Source organism: Pseudoalteromonas sp. SR41-4 (assembly GCF_014163985.1).
Classification (GTDB): Bacteria; Pseudomonadota; Gammaproteobacteria; order Enterobacterales; family Alteromonadaceae; genus Pseudoalteromonas; species Pseudoalteromonas rhizosphaerae.
In genome coordinates, this window is record NZ_JACJEI010000013.1 from 39,190 (window position 1) to 57,541 (window position 18,352).

The 18,352-nt window shown below is 41.2% G+C and carries 15 protein-coding genes; 11 read left to right on the top strand and 4 right to left on the bottom strand.

Going from position 1 to position 18,352, the window contains the following annotated elements:
• Genes H5180_RS11955 through pseB form a run of 3 tightly spaced genes read right to left on the bottom strand, consistent with a single transcriptional unit; the run spans window position 1 to window position 3,346 of the window.
• Window positions 1-1,155, bottom strand: a complete 1,155-nt coding sequence (locus tag H5180_RS11955) for a Gfo/Idh/MocA family oxidoreductase (RefSeq protein ID WP_310736500.1) — start codon at window positions 1,153-1,155, stop codon at window positions 1-3.
• A gap of 38 nt (window positions 1,156-1,193) precedes the next feature.
• Complete coding sequence (gene pseC / locus H5180_RS11960; protein ID WP_145239433.1) at window positions 1,194-2,348, bottom strand: UDP-4-amino-4,6-dideoxy-N-acetyl-beta-L-altrosamine transaminase; 1,155 nt, start codon at window positions 2,346-2,348, stop codon at window positions 1,194-1,196.
• Window positions 2,345-3,346, bottom strand: a complete 1,002-nt coding sequence (pseB, locus tag H5180_RS11965; protein ID WP_145239431.1) for a UDP-N-acetylglucosamine 4,6-dehydratase (inverting) — start codon at window positions 3,344-3,346, stop codon at window positions 2,345-2,347. The genes pseC and pseB overlap by 4 nt, the downstream gene beginning before the upstream one ends.
• A 210-nt stretch (window positions 3,347-3,556) precedes the next feature.
• Between pseB and H5180_RS11970 the strand changes: the two genes are divergently transcribed.
• Window positions 3,557-4,342 (top strand): flagellin, encoded by a 786-nt coding sequence (locus H5180_RS11970; protein WP_182758309.1) that lies wholly within the window; start codon window positions 3,557-3,559, stop codon window positions 4,340-4,342.
• 163 nt (window positions 4,343-4,505) lie between these two features.
• On the top strand, window positions 4,506-5,942 hold the full coding sequence (locus H5180_RS11975; protein ID WP_182731007.1) for a sigma-54 dependent transcriptional regulator: 1,437 nt from the start codon (window positions 4,506-4,508) through the stop codon (window positions 5,940-5,942).
• A gap of 621 nt (window positions 5,943-6,563) precedes the next feature.
• On the opposite strand, the gene H5180_RS11980 is transcribed toward H5180_RS11975, so the two are convergent.
• The gene (locus H5180_RS11980; protein WP_145239421.1) at window positions 6,564-7,151 is read right to left on the bottom strand and encodes a DNA-3-methyladenine glycosylase I; all 588 of its coding nucleotides are present in this window, start codon (window positions 7,149-7,151) and stop codon (window positions 6,564-6,566) included.
• A 140-nt stretch (window positions 7,152-7,291) separates the two neighbouring features.
• Here H5180_RS11980 and H5180_RS11985 point away from each other — a divergent pair, with 140 nt between their 5' ends.
• The 9 genes from H5180_RS11985 to H5180_RS12025 all read left to right on the top strand — a co-directional run bounded on the left by H5180_RS11985 (window position 7,292) and on the right by H5180_RS12025 (window position 18,301).
• On the top strand, window positions 7,292-8,404 hold the full coding sequence (locus H5180_RS11985) for a PAS domain-containing sensor histidine kinase (protein WP_145239418.1): 1,113 nt from the start codon (window positions 7,292-7,294) through the stop codon (window positions 8,402-8,404).
• Complete coding sequence (locus tag H5180_RS11990; RefSeq protein WP_182731009.1) at window positions 8,401-9,879, top strand: sigma-54 dependent transcriptional regulator; 1,479 nt, start codon at window positions 8,401-8,403, stop codon at window positions 9,877-9,879. The genes H5180_RS11985 and H5180_RS11990 overlap by 4 nt, the downstream gene beginning before the upstream one ends.
• 178 nt (window positions 9,880-10,057) lie before the next feature.
• Entirely contained in the window at window positions 10,058-10,390 is a 333-nt protein-coding gene (fliE, locus tag H5180_RS11995) for a flagellar hook-basal body complex protein FliE (RefSeq protein WP_145239413.1), read from the top strand.
• A 20-nt stretch (window positions 10,391-10,410) separates the two neighbouring features.
• Window positions 10,411-12,126, top strand: a complete 1,716-nt coding sequence (gene fliF / locus H5180_RS12000; protein ID WP_145239410.1) for a flagellar basal-body MS-ring/collar protein FliF — start codon at window positions 10,411-10,413, stop codon at window positions 12,124-12,126.
• Entirely contained in the window at window positions 12,119-13,159 is a 1,041-nt protein-coding gene (fliG, locus tag H5180_RS12005; protein WP_145239407.1) for a flagellar motor switch protein FliG, read from the top strand. Before fliF ends, fliG begins: the two co-directional genes overlap by 8 nt.
• A 3-nt stretch (window positions 13,160-13,162) precedes the next feature.
• Window positions 13,163-13,981 (top strand): flagellar assembly protein FliH, encoded by an 819-nt coding sequence (fliH, locus tag H5180_RS12010; protein ID WP_182758310.1) that lies wholly within the window; start codon window positions 13,163-13,165, stop codon window positions 13,979-13,981.
• A gap of 18 nt (window positions 13,982-13,999) precedes the next feature.
• On the top strand, window positions 14,000-15,334 hold the full coding sequence (fliI, locus tag H5180_RS12015) for a flagellar protein export ATPase FliI (protein WP_145239400.1): 1,335 nt from the start codon (window positions 14,000-14,002) through the stop codon (window positions 15,332-15,334).
• Window positions 15,334-15,780 carry a flagellar export protein FliJ gene (fliJ, locus tag H5180_RS12020; protein ID WP_145239397.1) on the top strand — a complete coding sequence of 149 codons (447 nt, stop codon included), beginning with the start codon at window positions 15,334-15,336 and terminating at the stop codon, window positions 15,778-15,780. Before fliI ends, fliJ begins: the two co-directional genes overlap by 1 nt.
• Before the next feature lie 127 nt (window positions 15,781-15,907).
• The gene (locus H5180_RS12025) at window positions 15,908-18,301 is read left to right on the top strand and encodes a flagellar hook-length control protein FliK (protein WP_182758311.1); all 2,394 of its coding nucleotides are present in this window, start codon (window positions 15,908-15,910) and stop codon (window positions 18,299-18,301) included.
• Window positions 18,302-18,352 lie beyond the last annotated feature (51 nt).

Consider the following 18,352-nt stretch of genomic DNA (forward strand, 5'->3'; position numbering starts at 1 on the left):
TTACACGCTTTCCCAGCCAAGTGTTTGTGTCGAACGTTTAGCAGCAGCAAATAACTTTAAGCCATCTGCGGCGTGTTCTAAACCAAATACGTATGGTTGGTTATTTTCTTGCCCTAGTTTAAAACATTGTAAATCTTCAGCGATGTCGCTGTATAAGTTTGCAAATGCTTCTACAAAACCAGTGGGGTGGCCTGGTTTCATGCGGTTATATCTAAATTGGTGGGCGTAGTCGCACTGACCCGCTCGGTCTAATATCTCTCGCCTACCATCATTAAAATTTAGTTCTAACTCATCGGGGTTGAGCTGTAACCATTTAGCACTTCCGGTATCTCCATACACTCTGATCTGTAAACCGTTACGATGACCAATAGCCGTTTTTGACATCCACATGCTGCCTTTGACGCCACTGGCATACTTTACTAGCATTTGTACGTCATCGACTAAATTAGCATATTGAGAGTGGTTACTAAATTCAGCTAATGTGTGAGTTGGTTCCTCACCCAATAAAAAGCTACTTAGGTGATGAAGGTGAACACCTAAATCTAAGCAAATGGTTGGTACTTCAGCATCTCGCAGACGCCACGCCTGCGGTTGTGATGTTTTTCCCGCGATATCGGGGGGGCGGCGAAAGCCTTCTTGCGGCATTTCTAAGTGAATTTTTTGAATTGTTCCCAGCTTTCCTGAATTTATTAAATGCTTTAACTCACGTACCATTGCATAGCCACTGTAGTTAAAAGTAACAGCTAAAAATTGTTTCTTTGGATCATAATAAGGGCGAAGAGTTGCAATTTCTCGTGGTCCACAAACCATCGCTTTTTCACAGATTACGGGTAATTTTTTTTCGAATAAATACTGTAAAACTTCTAAATGATGTGGTGTTGGAGTGAGCACTACAAAAGCATCAATGTGACCCTTTTCAGCTTCGACCATTTCTTTCCAATCTGCGTAAACACGTTCTGCTGGGATCCCCCAATGAATACCTGTAGCTTGATTATTTTCTTGATTACGACAAAAGGCACCGGCAACAACTTGAAATTTATGATCCATGTGAGCTGCGCAAAAGTGCACATAACCAACAGCTGACGTGTTACCCCCGCCAATAAAAGCAAGTTTGAAAGTCGGGTGAGTTTGTAACATAGTTGCCTCAAGGTTCATTAAATAATATGTTTATATCGTCAAAAAGGTTGAAAACTTTAATTTAAGATTTGCTGTAGAGTGTTCAGTACAAAATGCACTTCTTGCTCTTTCAACGATGGATGAAGAGGAAGGGTGATAGCACCTTGATAATATTTTTCAGCATTAGGGAAGTCACCAACCTTAAAGCCTAGAGTTTGATAGTATGGCTGTAAATGTATTGGAATATAATGAACGTGGCCAATGATCCCAGCTGCTCGAAGCTGAGTTACAGCGTTTTTATGACGAGTTGTATTGCTATTATTTAGTTGAATTATGTACAAGTGATAAGCGGAATAACAGGTATCAATTTGCTGTAATGGACGAACCAAATTTAAATCAAGATGTGTATCATATATTTTAGCAAGGTGATGTCGCTGCTTAACAAATTCGTCAACTTTACTTAGTTGGCTAAGCCCTAACGCTGCGTGTAAATCAGTCATACGATAATTAAAGCCAAGCTCGATTTGCTGATAGTACCAAGGTCCATGACTTGCATCGGTCATTTCACTTTCATCTGATGTGATCCCATGGCTTCTTAATCGTTTTAAACGCTTTGCTAAATTATCATCATTTGTAACCGCCATACCGCCTTCAGCTGACGTGATGATTTTCACAGGATGAAAGCTGAATACGCAAATATCTGAAAACTCACAATTACCAACAGGTTTATCTAAATATTTAGCACCAATGGCGTGAGAGGCATCTTCGATAATTTTAAAATCATATTTAGTAGCGAGCTGATGAATGGCTTGCATATCGCATGATTGACCCGCCAAGTGTACCGGTATGACAACTTTAGGTAAGCAGTTATTTTTTTCTGCTAGGATCAGCTTCTGCTCAAGTTCCTTAATCGACATGTTGCCAGTATCTAAGTCAATATCAACAAAGTCAATCTTAGCACCACAATAAAGTGCGCAATTACTTGATGCTACAAAAGAAATAGGAGATGTCCAGACTATATCGTTTTCTCCAACGCCTAATGCTAGGCATGCGATATGTAACGCCGATGTTGCACTATTTACTGCAATGCCATGCTTTACTTTACAGTAACTAGCAATGCCAGCTTCAAATGCAGGTACTTTAGGACCTTGCGTGAGCCAGTCAGATTGTAAAACATTGAGTACCGCATCAATATCTGCTTGGTCAATAGATTGCTTTCCATATGGGATCATAAAAGTGCCTGAATATTAAAAGCTGCTATTTCTTCTATTGTCAAAAAGTGGGGGTTACTTAAAGAACTATACTCAAACCCGACTTCAACTTTTTTACCGCGCTCATTTAATGCGTTTGTATCAAAACTATTGCTGCGACTACTAAATTTAATACCAGGTGCAATCACAAAATGATCATCAAATTCGTAGGTATCAAAACACAAATCAGAAGGGCACATCACCTCATGTAATTTTTCACCCGGGCGAATACCAATATTTTTTTGTGGCAGGTTTGGTGCCATAGCTGTTGCTAAATCTGTAATACGAATTGATGGGATCTTGGGAACAAAAATTTCTCCCCCTAACATCCTCTCAAAGTTAGTTAAAACAAAATCAACACCTTGTTGTAGGCTTATCCAAAAGCGGGTCATTTCTTCATGGGTGATAGGGATATGGTCGCGGCCTTGGTCAATAAACTTTTGGAAAATAGGCACTACTGAACCGCGCGAGCAGACTACATTACCGTAGCGAACAACTGAAAATGTGGTGCGATTACCACCGGCAATATTATTAGCGGCAACAAACAATTTATCGGATGCTAATTTTGTCGCACCATATAAATTAATTGGGTTGGCTGCTTTATCAGTAGAAAGCGCAATGACTTTTTCAACATTATTATCTAAGGCAGCATCAATGACATTTTCAGCACCATTGATGTTAGTTTTGATGCATTCCATCGGGTTATATTCTGCGGCAGGGACCTGTTTAAGAGCTGCAGCATGAATAACGTAATTTACTCCACGCATTGCACGGCGTAAGCGGTCTTTGTCGCGTACATCACCGATGAAGTAACGCATACATGGTTGATCAAAGTCTTGCTGCATTTCAAATTGTTTTAACTCATCACGAGAGAAAATAATTATTTTTTTTGGCTTGTATCGCTCAAGTAACGTTTTTACGTATTTTTTACCGAATGATCCGGTACCACCGGTAATTAAAATTGTTTTGTTATCGAACATAGTTTTACCCAAGTTATTTATCATTGGCGTAGTTATAGTAAAAAATTAAATACGCAAAAAGTGAAATTTAATACACTGCTCAGTACTTTACCTATTAACAGAGTAGGTTAGCAAGCACGATGCCAAGTTAATTTAATTAAACAATGGTACAAAGTGCAAAATTTGGCAAATTAAGCTATAATTTAACCAATCAGCGTGTCGGAGCCTGTTATGAAAATTCAATCACCAGCAACTAGTTTTTTAAACCAAACACAGCAAACCAGTAACAAGCTTGCAGAGCAACTTGCTACGGGTAAAAAAGTCAACTCTGCGGCAGATGATGCCGCTGCATTACAAATAATTAATAGATTAACCTCCCAGCAAGACGGTTACAGCCAAGCGGTGAATAATGCCTATGATGGTATTTCTTATTCGCAAGCGACCGAGTCAAACTTGTCGGGTGTCAACGATGCTGTCTCGCGTATTCGTGAATTATCTATCCAAGCAGGTAATGGGGCATTAAATGATAATGACCGTGCTGCTTTGCAAGAAGAAGTAGTGCAGTTACAAAGTCAAATTACAGAGACGTTTGAAAATGCTAATTTTGCAGGAAAACCTATGTTTGATGGTCAGTCGGTGTCGTTTCAAGTTGGTCCAGATGCGAATGCAAATCAAACGATTACTCCTTCGGACGGTAGTTTTGCATCAGTAATATCAACAATTGATATTTCTACTCAAGCAGGTGCTCAAGCTGCAATTGATATTAGTGACCAAGCGGCGGACGAAATTAACGCCCAGCGAGCTGAACTTGGTGCTTTTCAAAATACTTTGGCAAGTACCATTAAAGGCTTAGGAACTCAGCAAGAAAATATTGCCGCGAGCCAAAGTCGAATTCAAGATACCGATTATGCTCAGGCGGTTTCACAGCAAGTATCAAATGATATTTTAGCACAAGCGTCAGTTGCACTGCGTGGACAAGCCAACCAATCGGCTGAATCTATTTTAGGCTTGCTTTAATATTAAAGATACTGCGGTAATTCTTAAGTATTACTTGCAATTAGCTAAGCGTCTATTTTTTGGCATGGTTGTCAAAAAACTGCCGCTTAGTGCTTGCATCCCTGTCAAACTCGCTTACAATTTAAATTATTAATAGCTTGTAGTAACTGTGGTTCGCTAAATAATGATCTTGATCTTAGATAATAATAATAATCGTGCGATTGGTTTACATGCTGCGCTTACCTTTATTGGTGAGGCAGTGCAACTGCTTGATGATGCAAGCCTTGAACAAGAATGTGAAAAATACCAAAAGCAGTCATGTATGGTGATCCTCGGCGCATTACAAAGTTTAGATCATGAGAGCGTGATCAAGCGCCATCCAACAATACCATTTCTATTAATTGGTGAAACCCTTAAATCACTGTTGAGCATTGCCAATGTAGTTGGCCTTATCTGTGAACCTTTTAACCATGATGTAACGACTCAATTACTGCATGATTGCCAACAGTATCAACGGATGTTACCAAATGAGCATAAACACGCAAAACCGCACAAAACCTTTGATGGCTTAGTTGGTGAAACTGAAGCGGTTAAAGATGTACGCTTTTTAATTGAACAAGTTGCTAAAACGGACGCTAATGTATTAATTTTAGGCGAATCAGGTACTGGTAAAGAAGTGGTTGCTCGTAATGTTCATTTACTATCAAAACGTAATACAGGGCCATTTGTACCCGTTAACTGTGGGGCGATACCTGCGGAGCTGTTAGAAAGTGAGTTATTTGGTCATGAAAAAGGCGCGTTCACCGGTGCTATTTCAGCGCGCAAGGGCCGCTTTGAACTTGCCCAAGGTGGGACGCTTTTTTTAGATGAAATTGGCGATATGCCGCTGCAAATGCAAGTAAAGTTATTGCGAGTGTTACAAGAGCGCAGCTATGAGCGGGTTGGTGGTACAAAACCAATTCAAGCGGATGTGCGGGTGATTGCTGCAACACACCGTGATCTTGAAAAAATGATAGAGCAAGGAAGTTTCCGCGAAGATTTATATTATCGACTCAATGTTTTTCCTATCGAAAACCCATCACTTGCAGAACGTGCTGATGATATTCCATTATTATTAAAAGAGCTAATGCGCCGTATTAATGAGCAAAGTGGTACTACCGCTAAATTTACCGAGCGCGCAATTGATAGTTTAAAAGAGCATACATGGCCGGGTAATATTCGCGAGTTAGCGAACTTAGTTGAGCGTATGGTGATCATGTTACCAGATAAAGTGGTTGATATTCCCGATCTACCAGCAAAATATCGTTATATTGAAGTTGATGCTTATGAACCACAATATCCCGAAGAGCTTATGGAGCGTGATGCTTTCAATGATATTTTCAGTACTGGTTTTAGTGATTACGACGATGAGCCAGAAGTTGAAGCAATTCAGCCATCAGCAGACCTTTTACCCGACGAAGGGATTGAGCTAAAAGATTATTTAGCTGAGCTGGAAATTAGCCTGATCACTCAGGCCTTAGAGCGTTATGATTATGTCGTAGCGCGTGCTGCGGAGATCTTGGGTGTACGCCGCACAACCTTAGTTGAAAAAATGAAAAAATATAACCTATCACGAGATTAACAGCTAAGAGCAGGTTTTAGGTGTCAGGTAGCAGGTTTTAGGCAGAAATTAACCAAGTACGATGGTAATTACACCTTTAGAATGGGCTTCGTCATTACCCATAGGCGTTAAGCTTGCTGACGCGCTCACCATCTTTAATTCGGGGGGGGGCTGTAGTGAATAAATCACTAAAAACTTTTTGCACAAAGAGAAAACAATGAGGGTAAATGAGAAGAAAAAATGCCACGGGCTTCGAGCGACGAGCTTCGAATACCCTAAAATCTAATACCTTTATTTTTACCTCATAAGCGCAGCGTACTCTTAGCCTCTTTGTGAATAAGTCACTTAATTAACTTTTTACCACCAGGACACCGAGGCGCTACACGGAGCTGAAGGGCTAGGACCCTAATCCCTTCCTCTTGGAACTCGGAGTTCTCTGTGGTGGATCAATCATTTAAAGATCTTTTGCACAAAGAGAAGTGAATGAGAGCAAATAAGCAGATAAAAATATATATAAATCTTTCGCGGCTGAAGCCTGCTTATATGTGGGTTAAGCATTTGTAGGAAATGGCTTCAGCCATTAATTCCCAGACGCTAGATTTTAGGATCCTAGCGCCTAGTCACTTTTCTAGCTCTTACCACCTAGTATTTTTCAATAATCTCTGCTTTTCTAAAACAATCATTACTATGATCATTCACCATACCACAGGCCTGCATATGGGCGTACACTGTGGTTGGACCTAAAAACTTAAATCCCCGTTTTTTTAAATCTTTTGCAAATGCAGTTGAGGCCTCTGTAATTGCAGGGTAGTCACTAAGTTTATCTAACTCATTCACTAACGGCTTACCACCTACAAACTGCCATTGATAGTTACTGAAGCTGCCAAATTCTTGCTGAATTTCAATAAAACGTTTGGCGTTATTTATAGTTGCTACAATTTTTAAACGATTACGTATAATTGTTTCATCAAGCATTAATCGTTCAACATCGTGCTCGTTCATTTGTGCGACTTTTTCTACATCAAAATCCAAAAATGCACGACGATAGCCATCACGTTTCTTTAAAATCGTATACCAACTTAATCCTGCTTGTGCTGATTCCAGAGTAATAAATTCAAAAAGTGTTTGGTCATCATATACTGGGATCCCCCATTCATCATCGTGATAGGCAACATAGTCATCTTTACTGGTATCGAGCCAAGGGCAGCGACATAAATTTGTTGAATTCATAGTGTCTCCTTGCTTTGCTTATTTTAGTTTGTCATTTTTTTGTCGCGTTATTTATACGCTAAGCAAATGAAATTAATCAATATAATTGTTGGTACAATTTGTGCATTTAGCTAGTTAGATCCTGTAAACGAGAATGCATTATGGCCTTAGCTAATGTCTTAAAACCACAATTTATCACAGCGACCCAGTATAACCCATGCTTACTGCAAGAAGAGTACATTGGTGAGTTAAGTGAATTACGCCAGCAAGCCAGTTGGTTAAGTCATTTAGTAGATACAATGCCTGCGGGTGTTGTGGTGCTTGATGGTCGCGGTTTGATCGCTAAAGCTAATCAAATCGCAACAGACATGTTAGGGGAACCACTCGAAGGTGAAAAGTGGTTCAGTGTGATCCAGCGCTCGTTTCGGCCCCAACAAGATGATGGCCATGAAGTATCGCTAAAAGATGGACGCTTAATTAAGTTAGAAATAACGGCATTAGCGCCAGAGCCAGGGCAATTAATCTTAATGACTGACTTAACCGAAACGCGTCGTCTACAAACACGCGTTGCACATATGCAGCGTTTAAGTGCATTGGGTAAAATGGTGGCATCTTTGGCACATCAAGTGCGAACACCACTGTCTGCTGCGATTTTGTATGCCGCTAATTTAGGTTCAAAGCGGTTACCCGAAAGCTCTCGAGGCAATTTTCATACTAAGTTAATGTCGCGTTTAAAAGATCTCGAAACCCAAGTAAACGATATGTTGTTGTTCGCAAAAAGTGGCGATCAGCAAGTTGTTGAACATGTTTCCATGCAGCAATTATTAACTGAAGTGAAAACTGGCGCTGATGCTATGGTCGCACTTAATAATAGTGAACTTCAGGTCAGTTTACCTGAGCCTGATATCGAGATAATGGGCAATAAAACTGCGCTTGCCAGTGCCATTCAAAACCTTATTCACAATAGTATTCAAGTCATTGGCAGTAATGCACTCGTTCAATTAAGTGCGCAGCGGGATGCGAGTGACCCCGAGCTAGTGTGTATTACTGTAAGTGATAATGGCCCTGGGGTCGATTTAAGCTTACTTGATAAATTATTTGAACCATTTTTTACTACCCGAAGCCAAGGCACAGGTTTAGGCTTAGCGGTGGTTAGTTCAGTCGCAAATGCACACCAAGGACGAGTTGAAGTAACGAACAATGCTCAAGGCGGAGCCTGCTTTAGTTTACTGTTACCTATTTGTACAAAGTCAACATCGGCGGAGGCAATATGAACAACACGATTTTAGTGGTTGAAGATGATGCAGGGCTTCGTGAAGCCTTGATTGATACGCTTGAAATGTCTGGAATAGATTGCGTTGCGGCTGACAGTGCCGAGCAAGCTATGGTGCTACTTAAAAAAGACAGCTTTTCGCTGGTCGTGAGCGATGTGCAAATGGGCGCGATGAGTGGTCTTGATTTACTGCGCAGCATAAATCTTAATTACCCTGATCTACCGGTTTTAATGATGACAGCGTATGCGACTATTGATGATGCTGTTGAGGCTATGCGGTTAGGGGCAATTGACTATATGGCCAAACCGTTTGCGCCCGAAGTGCTACTTAATATGGTAAGCCGCTATCTACCTGAGCCGGAAAAAGAAACTGACGGGCCGATTGTCGCTGATCCGAGTAGTATTCAGCTATTAGAACTTGCAAGTCGGGTTGCTAAATCGGATGCTAGTGTGATGGTGCTTGGTCCTAGTGGCTCAGGTAAAGAAGTACTCGCACGGTTTATCCATGATAAATCAGATCGTGCAGAGCAGCCATTCGTCGCAATAAACTGTGCTGCGATCCCTGAAAATATGCTCGAAGCTACATTATTTGGCTACGAGAAAGGCGCGTTTACTGGTGCGATTCAAGCTTGTCCGGGTAAATTTGAGCAAGCACAAGGTGGCACAATTTTACTTGATGAAATCACTGAGATGGATTTAGGCCTACAAGCTAAGTTATTACGTGTATTACAAGAACGCGAAGTTGAACGTTTAGGTGGTCGCAAAACTATTAAGCTGGATGTGCGTATTTTGGCTACCAGTAACCGTGATTTAAAAGAGGCTGTGGCTAAGCACCAGTTTAGAGAAGATTTATATTATCGATTAAATGTATTTCCGTTGATGTGGCGTCCACTTTGTCAACGTCCAGGCGATATTGTCGTGTTGGCAAAGCATTTAATTGAACGTCATCTCAATAAAAGCAAAGAGCCTATCGCTGTACTTAGCGAACCGGCAGAGAAAAAATTATTAGCTCATACTTGGCCAGGTAATGTGCGTGAACTGGATAATGTGATCCAGCGTGCGCTGATATTACGCCACGGTGATATGATTGACGAAAGTGCTATTTTTATTGAAAATTTAACCCAGACTCCTCTAACTGCGGCTTTATCAGCAAGTTTAGTGCCGGCTAATTCAGCACCAGAAAGCACTACTTCGGCGGTTACAAGTTCACCAACTAATGATGCTTATTATGATCTGCAAGCGCCAGCAATAAAAGCCACAGCACAACGCAATCAGCTGCGTGAAGAATTACCAAGCTTGGATTCGGGAAGTTACAAAGATGAACTTAAAGATAAAGAGCATAGAATTATTTTAGAAACCCTAAATCGTTGTCAAGGCAAGCGTAAAGATGTAGCTGAAACATTAGGGATCAGCCCACGAACATTACGTTATAAATTGGCTCAAATGCGTGATTTGGGGATCACCTTACCTGCTTAAGCCTCTATAATTTTTGTTTTCCTTCACTATTTAATTTACGCTCAGCCTTGCTGGGCGTAAACTTGTCAAAACTCTGACAACTAAAATAAATCTTAAGATGATGATATTTATGGTTTTATTAGTTGGCATGCTTTGTGCTTTATTAAGTTATTAGTAAACTGCATCGTCAGAGACAATTATGAAAATTCAAAACAGCGCATTATTTCAAGAAATGCAATCTATGGCTCTCGAAGCTGGTCGTAGTAATCAAGTAAACAAATTACCGACGCAGGCGCAGCCTACTTCGAGCGCCCAATTTGGCGATTTGTTAAGTGATGCACTCAATACAGTGAATGGCCTTCAAGCTGATGCGAAACAAAAAGTCGTAGCGGTTGAAATGGGCGATCGAAATGTGTCATTAGCGGATGCAATGATCGCATCACAAAAATCGTCAGTTGCCTTTGAAGCTACGGTGCAAGTTCGTAACAAACTTGTAGAAGCCTATAAAGAAATCATGAACATGCCTGTTTAACTAGGTAGTGGAGAATTATTGTGGCGCAATCTAATCAATCAACAGATCTTGCTTTGGCCGGCGGCGGTATCGACCAAACTGATAATGACGATCAACAAGAACAAAAGTCAGGCTATTTAAGTGCATTAAACGGCGTTGATGTATTGCGTCAGGTTACTCTAATTATTGCATTAGCGATTTGTTTAGCGATTGCTATTTTTGTGATTATTTGGGCACGTCAACCAGATATGCGTCCACTTGGAAAAATGCCAACGGAAGAGCTAATTCAAACGCTCGACTTTTTAGATGCACAAAAAATTGACTATCAACTTGATGGCAATGTGGTTTCTGTTCCTGAAAATGAATATCAAAATATTAAATTGTTAATGACCCGCGAAGGTATTGAGCAAGCGCCGAACTCGGGTACTGATATTATCATGCAAGATATGGGTTTTGGTGTTAGTCAGCGTTTAGAGCGTGAACGTTTAAAGCATGGTCGTGAACAACAACTAGCGCGTACGATTGAGGAACTACAAAATGTCACGCGTGCTAAAGTATTATTGGCAATACCGAAAGAAAATGTTTTTGCTCGTCGTGAGAAAAAACCATCCGCAACAGTGGTATTAACTTTAAAACGTGGTCGTATGCTCGGTAGTGAAGAAGTGGACGCCATTGTTGATATTATTGGTTCAGCAGTGCAAGGTTTAGAGCCGTCACGAGTAACTGTAACAGACCAAAATGGCCGATTACTTAATTCAGGATCGCAAAGTGCGTTAGCTGCTCGCTCACGCAAAGAATACGATATTGAACGTAAACGTGAACAAGAATATCTAGATAAAATAGATGGTATCTTAATGCCAGTTATTGGTATGGGTAACTACACTGCACAAGTCGATTTAAGTATGGACTTTAGTGCGATTGAAGAAACTCAAAAACGCTACAACCCTGATTTACCGGCGGTACGCAGTGAAACCACCTTTGAAGAAAACAACATCGGCGGGTTAGCTATCGGTATTCCTGGCGCGCTGACAAATCAGCCTCCAACAGATTCAAATATTCCTGAAATTGCCGGTCAAGGTGGTGCAGGCTCTGGTTCATCACCCAGTCGCACTCACAAAGAAGCGACACGTAACTATGAACTTGATACTACTATCTCCCACACACGTCAGCAAAGTGGTGTTATTCGTCGAATTAGTGTGTCTGTGGCAGTCGATTATGTGGCAAAAGTGGGTGAAAATGGTGAAACGACTATGGAGCCTCGCTCAGTTGAAGCACTGTCAAATATTCGTCGTTTACTGCAAGGTGGTGTGGGTTTTGACTTACAGCGTGGTGATGCATTAGAAGTAGTGACAGTACCGTTTGTACGTGAACCGATGGACTTAGCTATTGAAGTGCCACTGTGGGAACAAAACTGGTTTATGAAAGTTGTGCGTTTAGTGCTTGGCGCATTGGTTATTATAGTGTTAATCATGGCGGTGGTTAAACCTATGCTGAAACGCTTGATTTACCCAGATGATACCCTTGAAGAGTATGATGATGATGCGCTTAGTTCTGGTGTAGATATTGGTGATAACACCCTAGATATGCTAAATAAAGATTTTGATTCTGCTTCGGTTGGCTTCTCAAGTGATGGTACACTACAGTTACCAGACCTACATGGCGATGAAGACTTATTAAAAGCTGTTCGTGCCTTAGTAGCAAATGAGCCAGAACTCTCCTCACAAGTTGTGAAAGCGTGGTTAACTGAAGATGACTGATCAAGAACAAAAACAACTGCCAGCAGCGTTTGATGTTGATAAATTAGACGGTGTAGATAAAGCCGCAATTTTATTGCTAAGCTTATCCGAAGAAGATGCAGCGCAAATATTAAAGCACCTTGAACCTAAACAGGTGCAAAAAGTGGGTATGGCAATGGCGGCGATAGATGATCTATCGCAAGCCAAAATCAGTGCCGTGCACAATTTATTTATAGAACAAATACAAAGCTTTAGTACGATTGGCTTCCAATCAGAAGATTTTATCAAAAAAGCGCTTACTGCGGCACTTGGTGAAGATAAAGCGGCAAGCCTGATAGATCAAATTGTTATGGGATCTGGTGCCAAGGGTCTTGATTCATTGAAATGGATGGACTCAAAGCAGGTTGCCAATATTATTCGCAATGAGCATCCGCAAATACAAACTATCGTTTTATCGTATTTGGAGCCTGAGCAATCGGCCGAAATTTTAGCGCAGTTTCCTGAAAAAGTGCGCTTAGATTTAACCATGCGAATCGCCAACCTTGAAGAAGTTCAACCTGCGGCTTTACAAGAGTTGAACGAGATAATGGAAAAACAATTTGCCGGACAAGCTGGTGCGCAAGCTGCAAAAATGGGCGGCTTGAAAGCGGCGGCAGATATAATGAACTATCTCGATACTAATATTGAAGGTCAGTTGATGGATTCTATCCGTGAGCATGACGAAGAGATGTCGCAACAAATCCAAGATTTAATGTTCGTATTTGAAAACTTAATGGATGTTGATGATCGTGGTATTCAAGCTATCTTGCGAGAAGTCCAACAAGATGTACTGATGAAAGCCATCAAAGGTACTGATGATGCATTGAAAGAGAAAATCCTCGGCAATATGTCAAAACGGGCTGCAGAGATGCTTGCTGATGATTTAGAAGCAATGGCACCTGTGCGGATCAGCGAAGTTGAAGCCGCGCAAAAAGAGATCTTATCTACGGCACGTCGTCTCGCTGATTCAGGTGAAATTATGCTTGGTGGTGGTGGTGGTGAGGAGTTCTTGTAAACCATGAGCAAACCTACTCAATATCAAGGTCGTCCTTTACGTGCCAGTGAAGCAGTTGATGAATTATTAGAAAACTGGCCAATTCCAGATGTTACGCAAGACACTCGAAAATTCGATGGTCGTTCAACGGCGTTTGGTACACCGCTGGCCGATTTATATCGTAAAGAGCTTGAAGAAAGTGAACAAGCACTAGAGCCCGAAGAGCCTGAGCTGCCCTCGTTAACGATGGCTGAGCTGGAACGAATTCGTCAAGATGCCTACGAAGAAGGCTTAAAACAAGGCCACGAGCAGGGTTATATTGATGGTTTTGAAAAAGGCGTAGGTGAGGGAAAAGAAGCCGGTTATAAAGAAGGCATTGAGCTTGGTAAAACACAAGGTCAAGAAGAAGTAAAACCACTGATTGAAGAACAGCTAACGGGTCTAAAAGTATTGTTGGATAGTTTGTCAGCGCCATTAGCTAAAGTCGATGATGACGCCGAAAAGCAACTTGTACAGTTAACCGTAATGCTAACCGAAGCGTTAGTTTATCAAGAAATTAAAACCTCCCCTGAAATCATTTTGCAAAGTTTAAAGCAGTGTATCGATGCGTTAGCCAATGAGCAGCAAAGTGTGCGTATTCATTTACATCCTGAAGACATTGAACTGGTTAAAAATAGTTATGGTGAAGCTGCACTAGCTGAAAACCATTGGCAGTTAGTTGCAGAGCCGACTTTAGATCGCGGCGGTTGCCAAGTAAAAACACCTCAGTCATCTATTGATATGACTATAAAAACCCGCGTCAAAGAAACGTTGGATAGTTTTTTGCATAGTAGTGGTATCTAACGCTATTTTTGGTTTGCAATGAGTTCTCAACCACGCCCATTAAGTGAACGTTTACAACAGTATCAAAAACATATTCATAGCCCAACGCCTGCTGTTGCGGGAATTTTAACCCGTGTTGTAGGGTTAACATTAGAGGCAAAAGGATTACGCGCGCCAGTTGGCAGCCAATGTAAAATTGAAACCATGCATGGTTTTGTTGATGCTGAAATTGTTGGTTTTAATGATCAGACGCTTTACTTGATGCCAAATGACCATATTTCTGGTGTACTACCTGGAGCGCGAGTGATCCCACAAGTAAATGATACCGGACTGCCTGTTGGTATGTGTTTACTTGGTCGTGTTGTTGATGGCTTAGGGCGTCCGTTGGATGGGCTTGGAGCTATTAAAGCAGAGCATTACTTAAAATTTGCACAAAATTCAATTAACCCATTATCTCGACGACCAATTACGCAGCCGATGGATGTTGGTGTACGCGCTATTAATTCAGTGATAACTGTTGGCCAAGGCCAGCGCATGGGGCTATTTGCAGGCTCAGGCGTGGGTAAGTCGGTATTACTGGGTATGATGACCCGAGGCTCAGAAGCTGATGTAATAGTTGTTGGTTTAGTGGGGGAGCGTGGCCGCGAAGTAAAAGAATTTATCGAAGAAATACTCGGTGTGGAAGGGCGTAAGCGTTCTGTCGTAGTTGCTGCTCCCGCCGATGCATCGCCATTAATGCGATTAAAAGGTTGTGAAAGTGCGGTAACTATCGCGGAGTACTTTCGCGATCAAGGCTTAAATGTTTTATTGCTACTGGATTCTGTAACGCGTTATGCCATGGCTCAGCGCGAAATAGCGCTTGCGGTTGGTGAACCACCGGCGACTAAAGGTTATCCGCCCTCAGTATTTGCAAAGCTACCCGCGCTGGTGGAACGTGCTGGTAATGGCGGCGAAGGGCAAGGCTCTATCACAGCGTTTTTTACTGTACTGAGTGAAGGGGATGATATGCAAGATCCGATTGCTGATGCGGCGCGAGCCATTTTAGACGGTCATATCGTGTTATCCAGAGAGCTCGCTGACAGTGGTCATTATCCTGCTATTGATATAGAAAAATCGATTTCACGGGTGATGCCACAAGTTGTCTCAGAAGCACACATGCAACAAGCGCGAGTGTTAAAACAAGTGTATTCAATGTTCCAGCAAAATAAAGATATGATTACTTTAGGTGCTTATCAAAAAGGCACCGACCAAATGCTTGATCAGGCCATTAATATGATGCCAAGAGTGAATGCATTTCTACAACAAGGCATGAAAGATGTGATTAGCTATGACGATGGCCTACAAGGGCTTGCGCAATTATTAGGACAAGCATAATGGCAACAAATAAGCTCAATCTATTGCTGAAAATAGAAAATGATAAAGAAGAAACTTTACGGATAAATTATTTACAAGCGCAGCAAAACTTGCAAGGCAATCAACAAAAATTGCAAGGCTTGAATAACTTTCGTTTGGAGTATACTCAGCAATTACATTTAAAAGGAAAGTCTGGTTTAAGTAGTGCAGGGTTTAGTCAATACCATGCTTTTATTGCCAAAATAGAAGAAGCTATTCGTCAACAAGCGAATACCGTCAGTACTGCTAAACAAGTTGTTTCACAACGACAAAGTTTATGGCTGAAACAGCAGATTAAGGCTAAAGCGGTTGCTAAATTAATAGAAAAACAGCAGCTTAAAGCGAATGTAATCGCACAAAAAAATGAACAAAAAATGCTTGATGAATTTTCTGCAAATCAATTTTATCAAAGACGTCGCGCTCTATAGTCATCGCCCAAAACAGCATTATTTATTTTTAAAATTAGCTTAGGCATATTATTTGCTTGTTTAACGTATGAAGTATTTATTCTGGCAAACTGCGGCGGCAAATTGCCACTTTTAATCTAGGTGAATTATGGCTATTAGTGATCTTTCAGTGTTTATCTCAACTGAGCAGGATGTTCAGTTAAATAAAAAAGACAGTGCCAAAGGCAGTGCGGCAACAGGTAAAGAAAGCACCGATAGTGATTTCTTTAGTGAGTTACAAAACGCTAATAATGCTGCAGAAACACCCATGAAAGTTAACTCATCTGGCGCTGTGTCAGCTGCAAGTGAAGCCGAAGTTGCTGCTGAAAAAGCGCAAAAAACGCCCACTGACAGCAGTGATGAGAAAACGATGTCAGGTGATGCTATGTCTGGTGATGCAATGCTTGCTCAGATCACGGCAGCCAACAATATGGACACTCGGGTAAATAATACGCCAACTGTTGCAAATGCCTCATTACTTTCAACGTTGGGTAAATACAGTGAAGAAAAAATAGATCCGAAGCTTATTAAAGTCACTGGACCACGTCCAATTGATGATGTTACGCCTATTATTGATACAGACACTCCTGCTACTGATGATCCTATTGCACAACTAGTCGATAAACAACTAAAACCAACGCTACTTACTGAAAAAACGGTGCTGGCAGAGGCGATTGATAAACAGCTTCAACTGAAGGGAAACACCCCTCCTGATGATGCTGTGACTCCTATTATTGATGATATTCAAGTGGCAAAAGAGATATCGCAAAATAAAGCGATGACAATGCAGCCAACAAACCAACAAGCTGCAGCTACCTTAAAGAGTGGGGAAGTTGGCAATGAAACAGCTCAAATAAATATTGCTGAAAATACAAGCAAAGGTAAGCCACAAAACAGTGAAGTATTAGCTAAAGGTTTGGACGTAACGCTTGCTCAACAAGTTAAACCACAAGAAAGTGAAGTATTAGTTAAAGATTCGGACACAAGGATTGCTCAGCAAGAAAAACCTCAACAGAGTGCAGCGTTAACTGCAGATGCGCACGCAACTGTAGCTAACGTTACTGCTAACGCCAAACAAGCAACCACAAGTGCTACTGCAGTAGCAATGGACGTTGCTTCAAAGGCAGAACCAGTAGTTAAAGGTGTGGAATCAACCACTACGATTGGCTCTCAAACTGATGTAGCTGAAAAAGCAGCTACACAGGCAAAGCATAGTAACAGTGCTGTATTAGAGCAAATCAGTAAGGTATTGCTTAACTCACCAACTACAGTACAAAAAAATGAACACCCATTGTTGGCGAGCTTAACACCAGAGCAGCAAAAACAGCTACAAAATCAAGTTGATGTCATTCGTCAGCAAGATCCATCACCGGCTAACGTAACTGACTTAAAAAAAATGCTGGCTGAATTTGTAGAGCTTAATAGTAAAGAAGTTGCAAAACCTACCACGGCAGTTGCGACAATGAACACGGCAGAGCTAACCCAACTAAGTAAAGATATTTCGCTGTTGAGTCCTGTGCAAAAGCAGGCATTGAGCCAGCAATTACAAAATTTTGTGAGCACTGAGCAGCCTAAGGGGGCTTTATTAACTCAGATCGATACGGCTATTGCAGAATTAGCTCAGCCAGAGAGTATTGAAAAAAAGACTGAGTCAAAAGCTCAATTGACGGTTCAGTCAATGACAGATAATTTAGTAAGCACTACAACAACCAATAGCAACACCGCTAAATCAGATACAAATAAAGTATCTGCGCCACAAGATGCACTTATAAAGGCCGCGAGCAAAGAGCAAGAAGTGAAACTGGCAGTGCAAGATAATGTTCTAAAAAGTGAGCAACTTGCTGAAAATATTAAAGCAGAGCAAAGCCCTGTGCGCGACAACACATTGACACGTGTAAATCAATTGTTTGGCCAGTTCACCGGATTAACCACTGCGGTTACGACAGCCTCGGCTGTAGAAGGGAGTGAGCAAAGCTATCAACAAGCTTTGGCAGATATGCAAGTTATGCATGCCCAGCAAGCGAGCCCTACATCACAGACAAGACAAATAAATCTTGATCCAACTGCGTTACAAGCATTGAATATCATGAAAAGTGATGCAGCCAAATTACTACAAGAACGAGTGAGTGCATTACTAAGTATCAATAATAAAGAAGCTGAAATACGTCTTGATCCGCCAGAAATGGGTAGTATGCAAATTCGTATTCGTAGCGATGCAGAACAAGCTCAAATTAACTTTGTGGTACAAAATCAGCAAGCCAAAGAAGCTCTTGAGCAATCAATGCCGAGATTACGAGAAATGTTAGCACAGCAGGGAATTGAACTGGGTGAAAGCAGTATCCAGCAGGGAAATAGTCAAAGTGATACTGGTGGTGACGGACAACAAAATGGTCGTGGTCAACAGGCAAATCAGCAACAAAATGAAGAGGAAAGTGCATTAACTCAGCAACCAATTCGAGGCTCTGGGCAACAATCTTCATCATCAATAGATTACTATGCCTAACACCTGCTATTATATGAGGTATAAGACTATAAAAATAAATAACTTGATGGT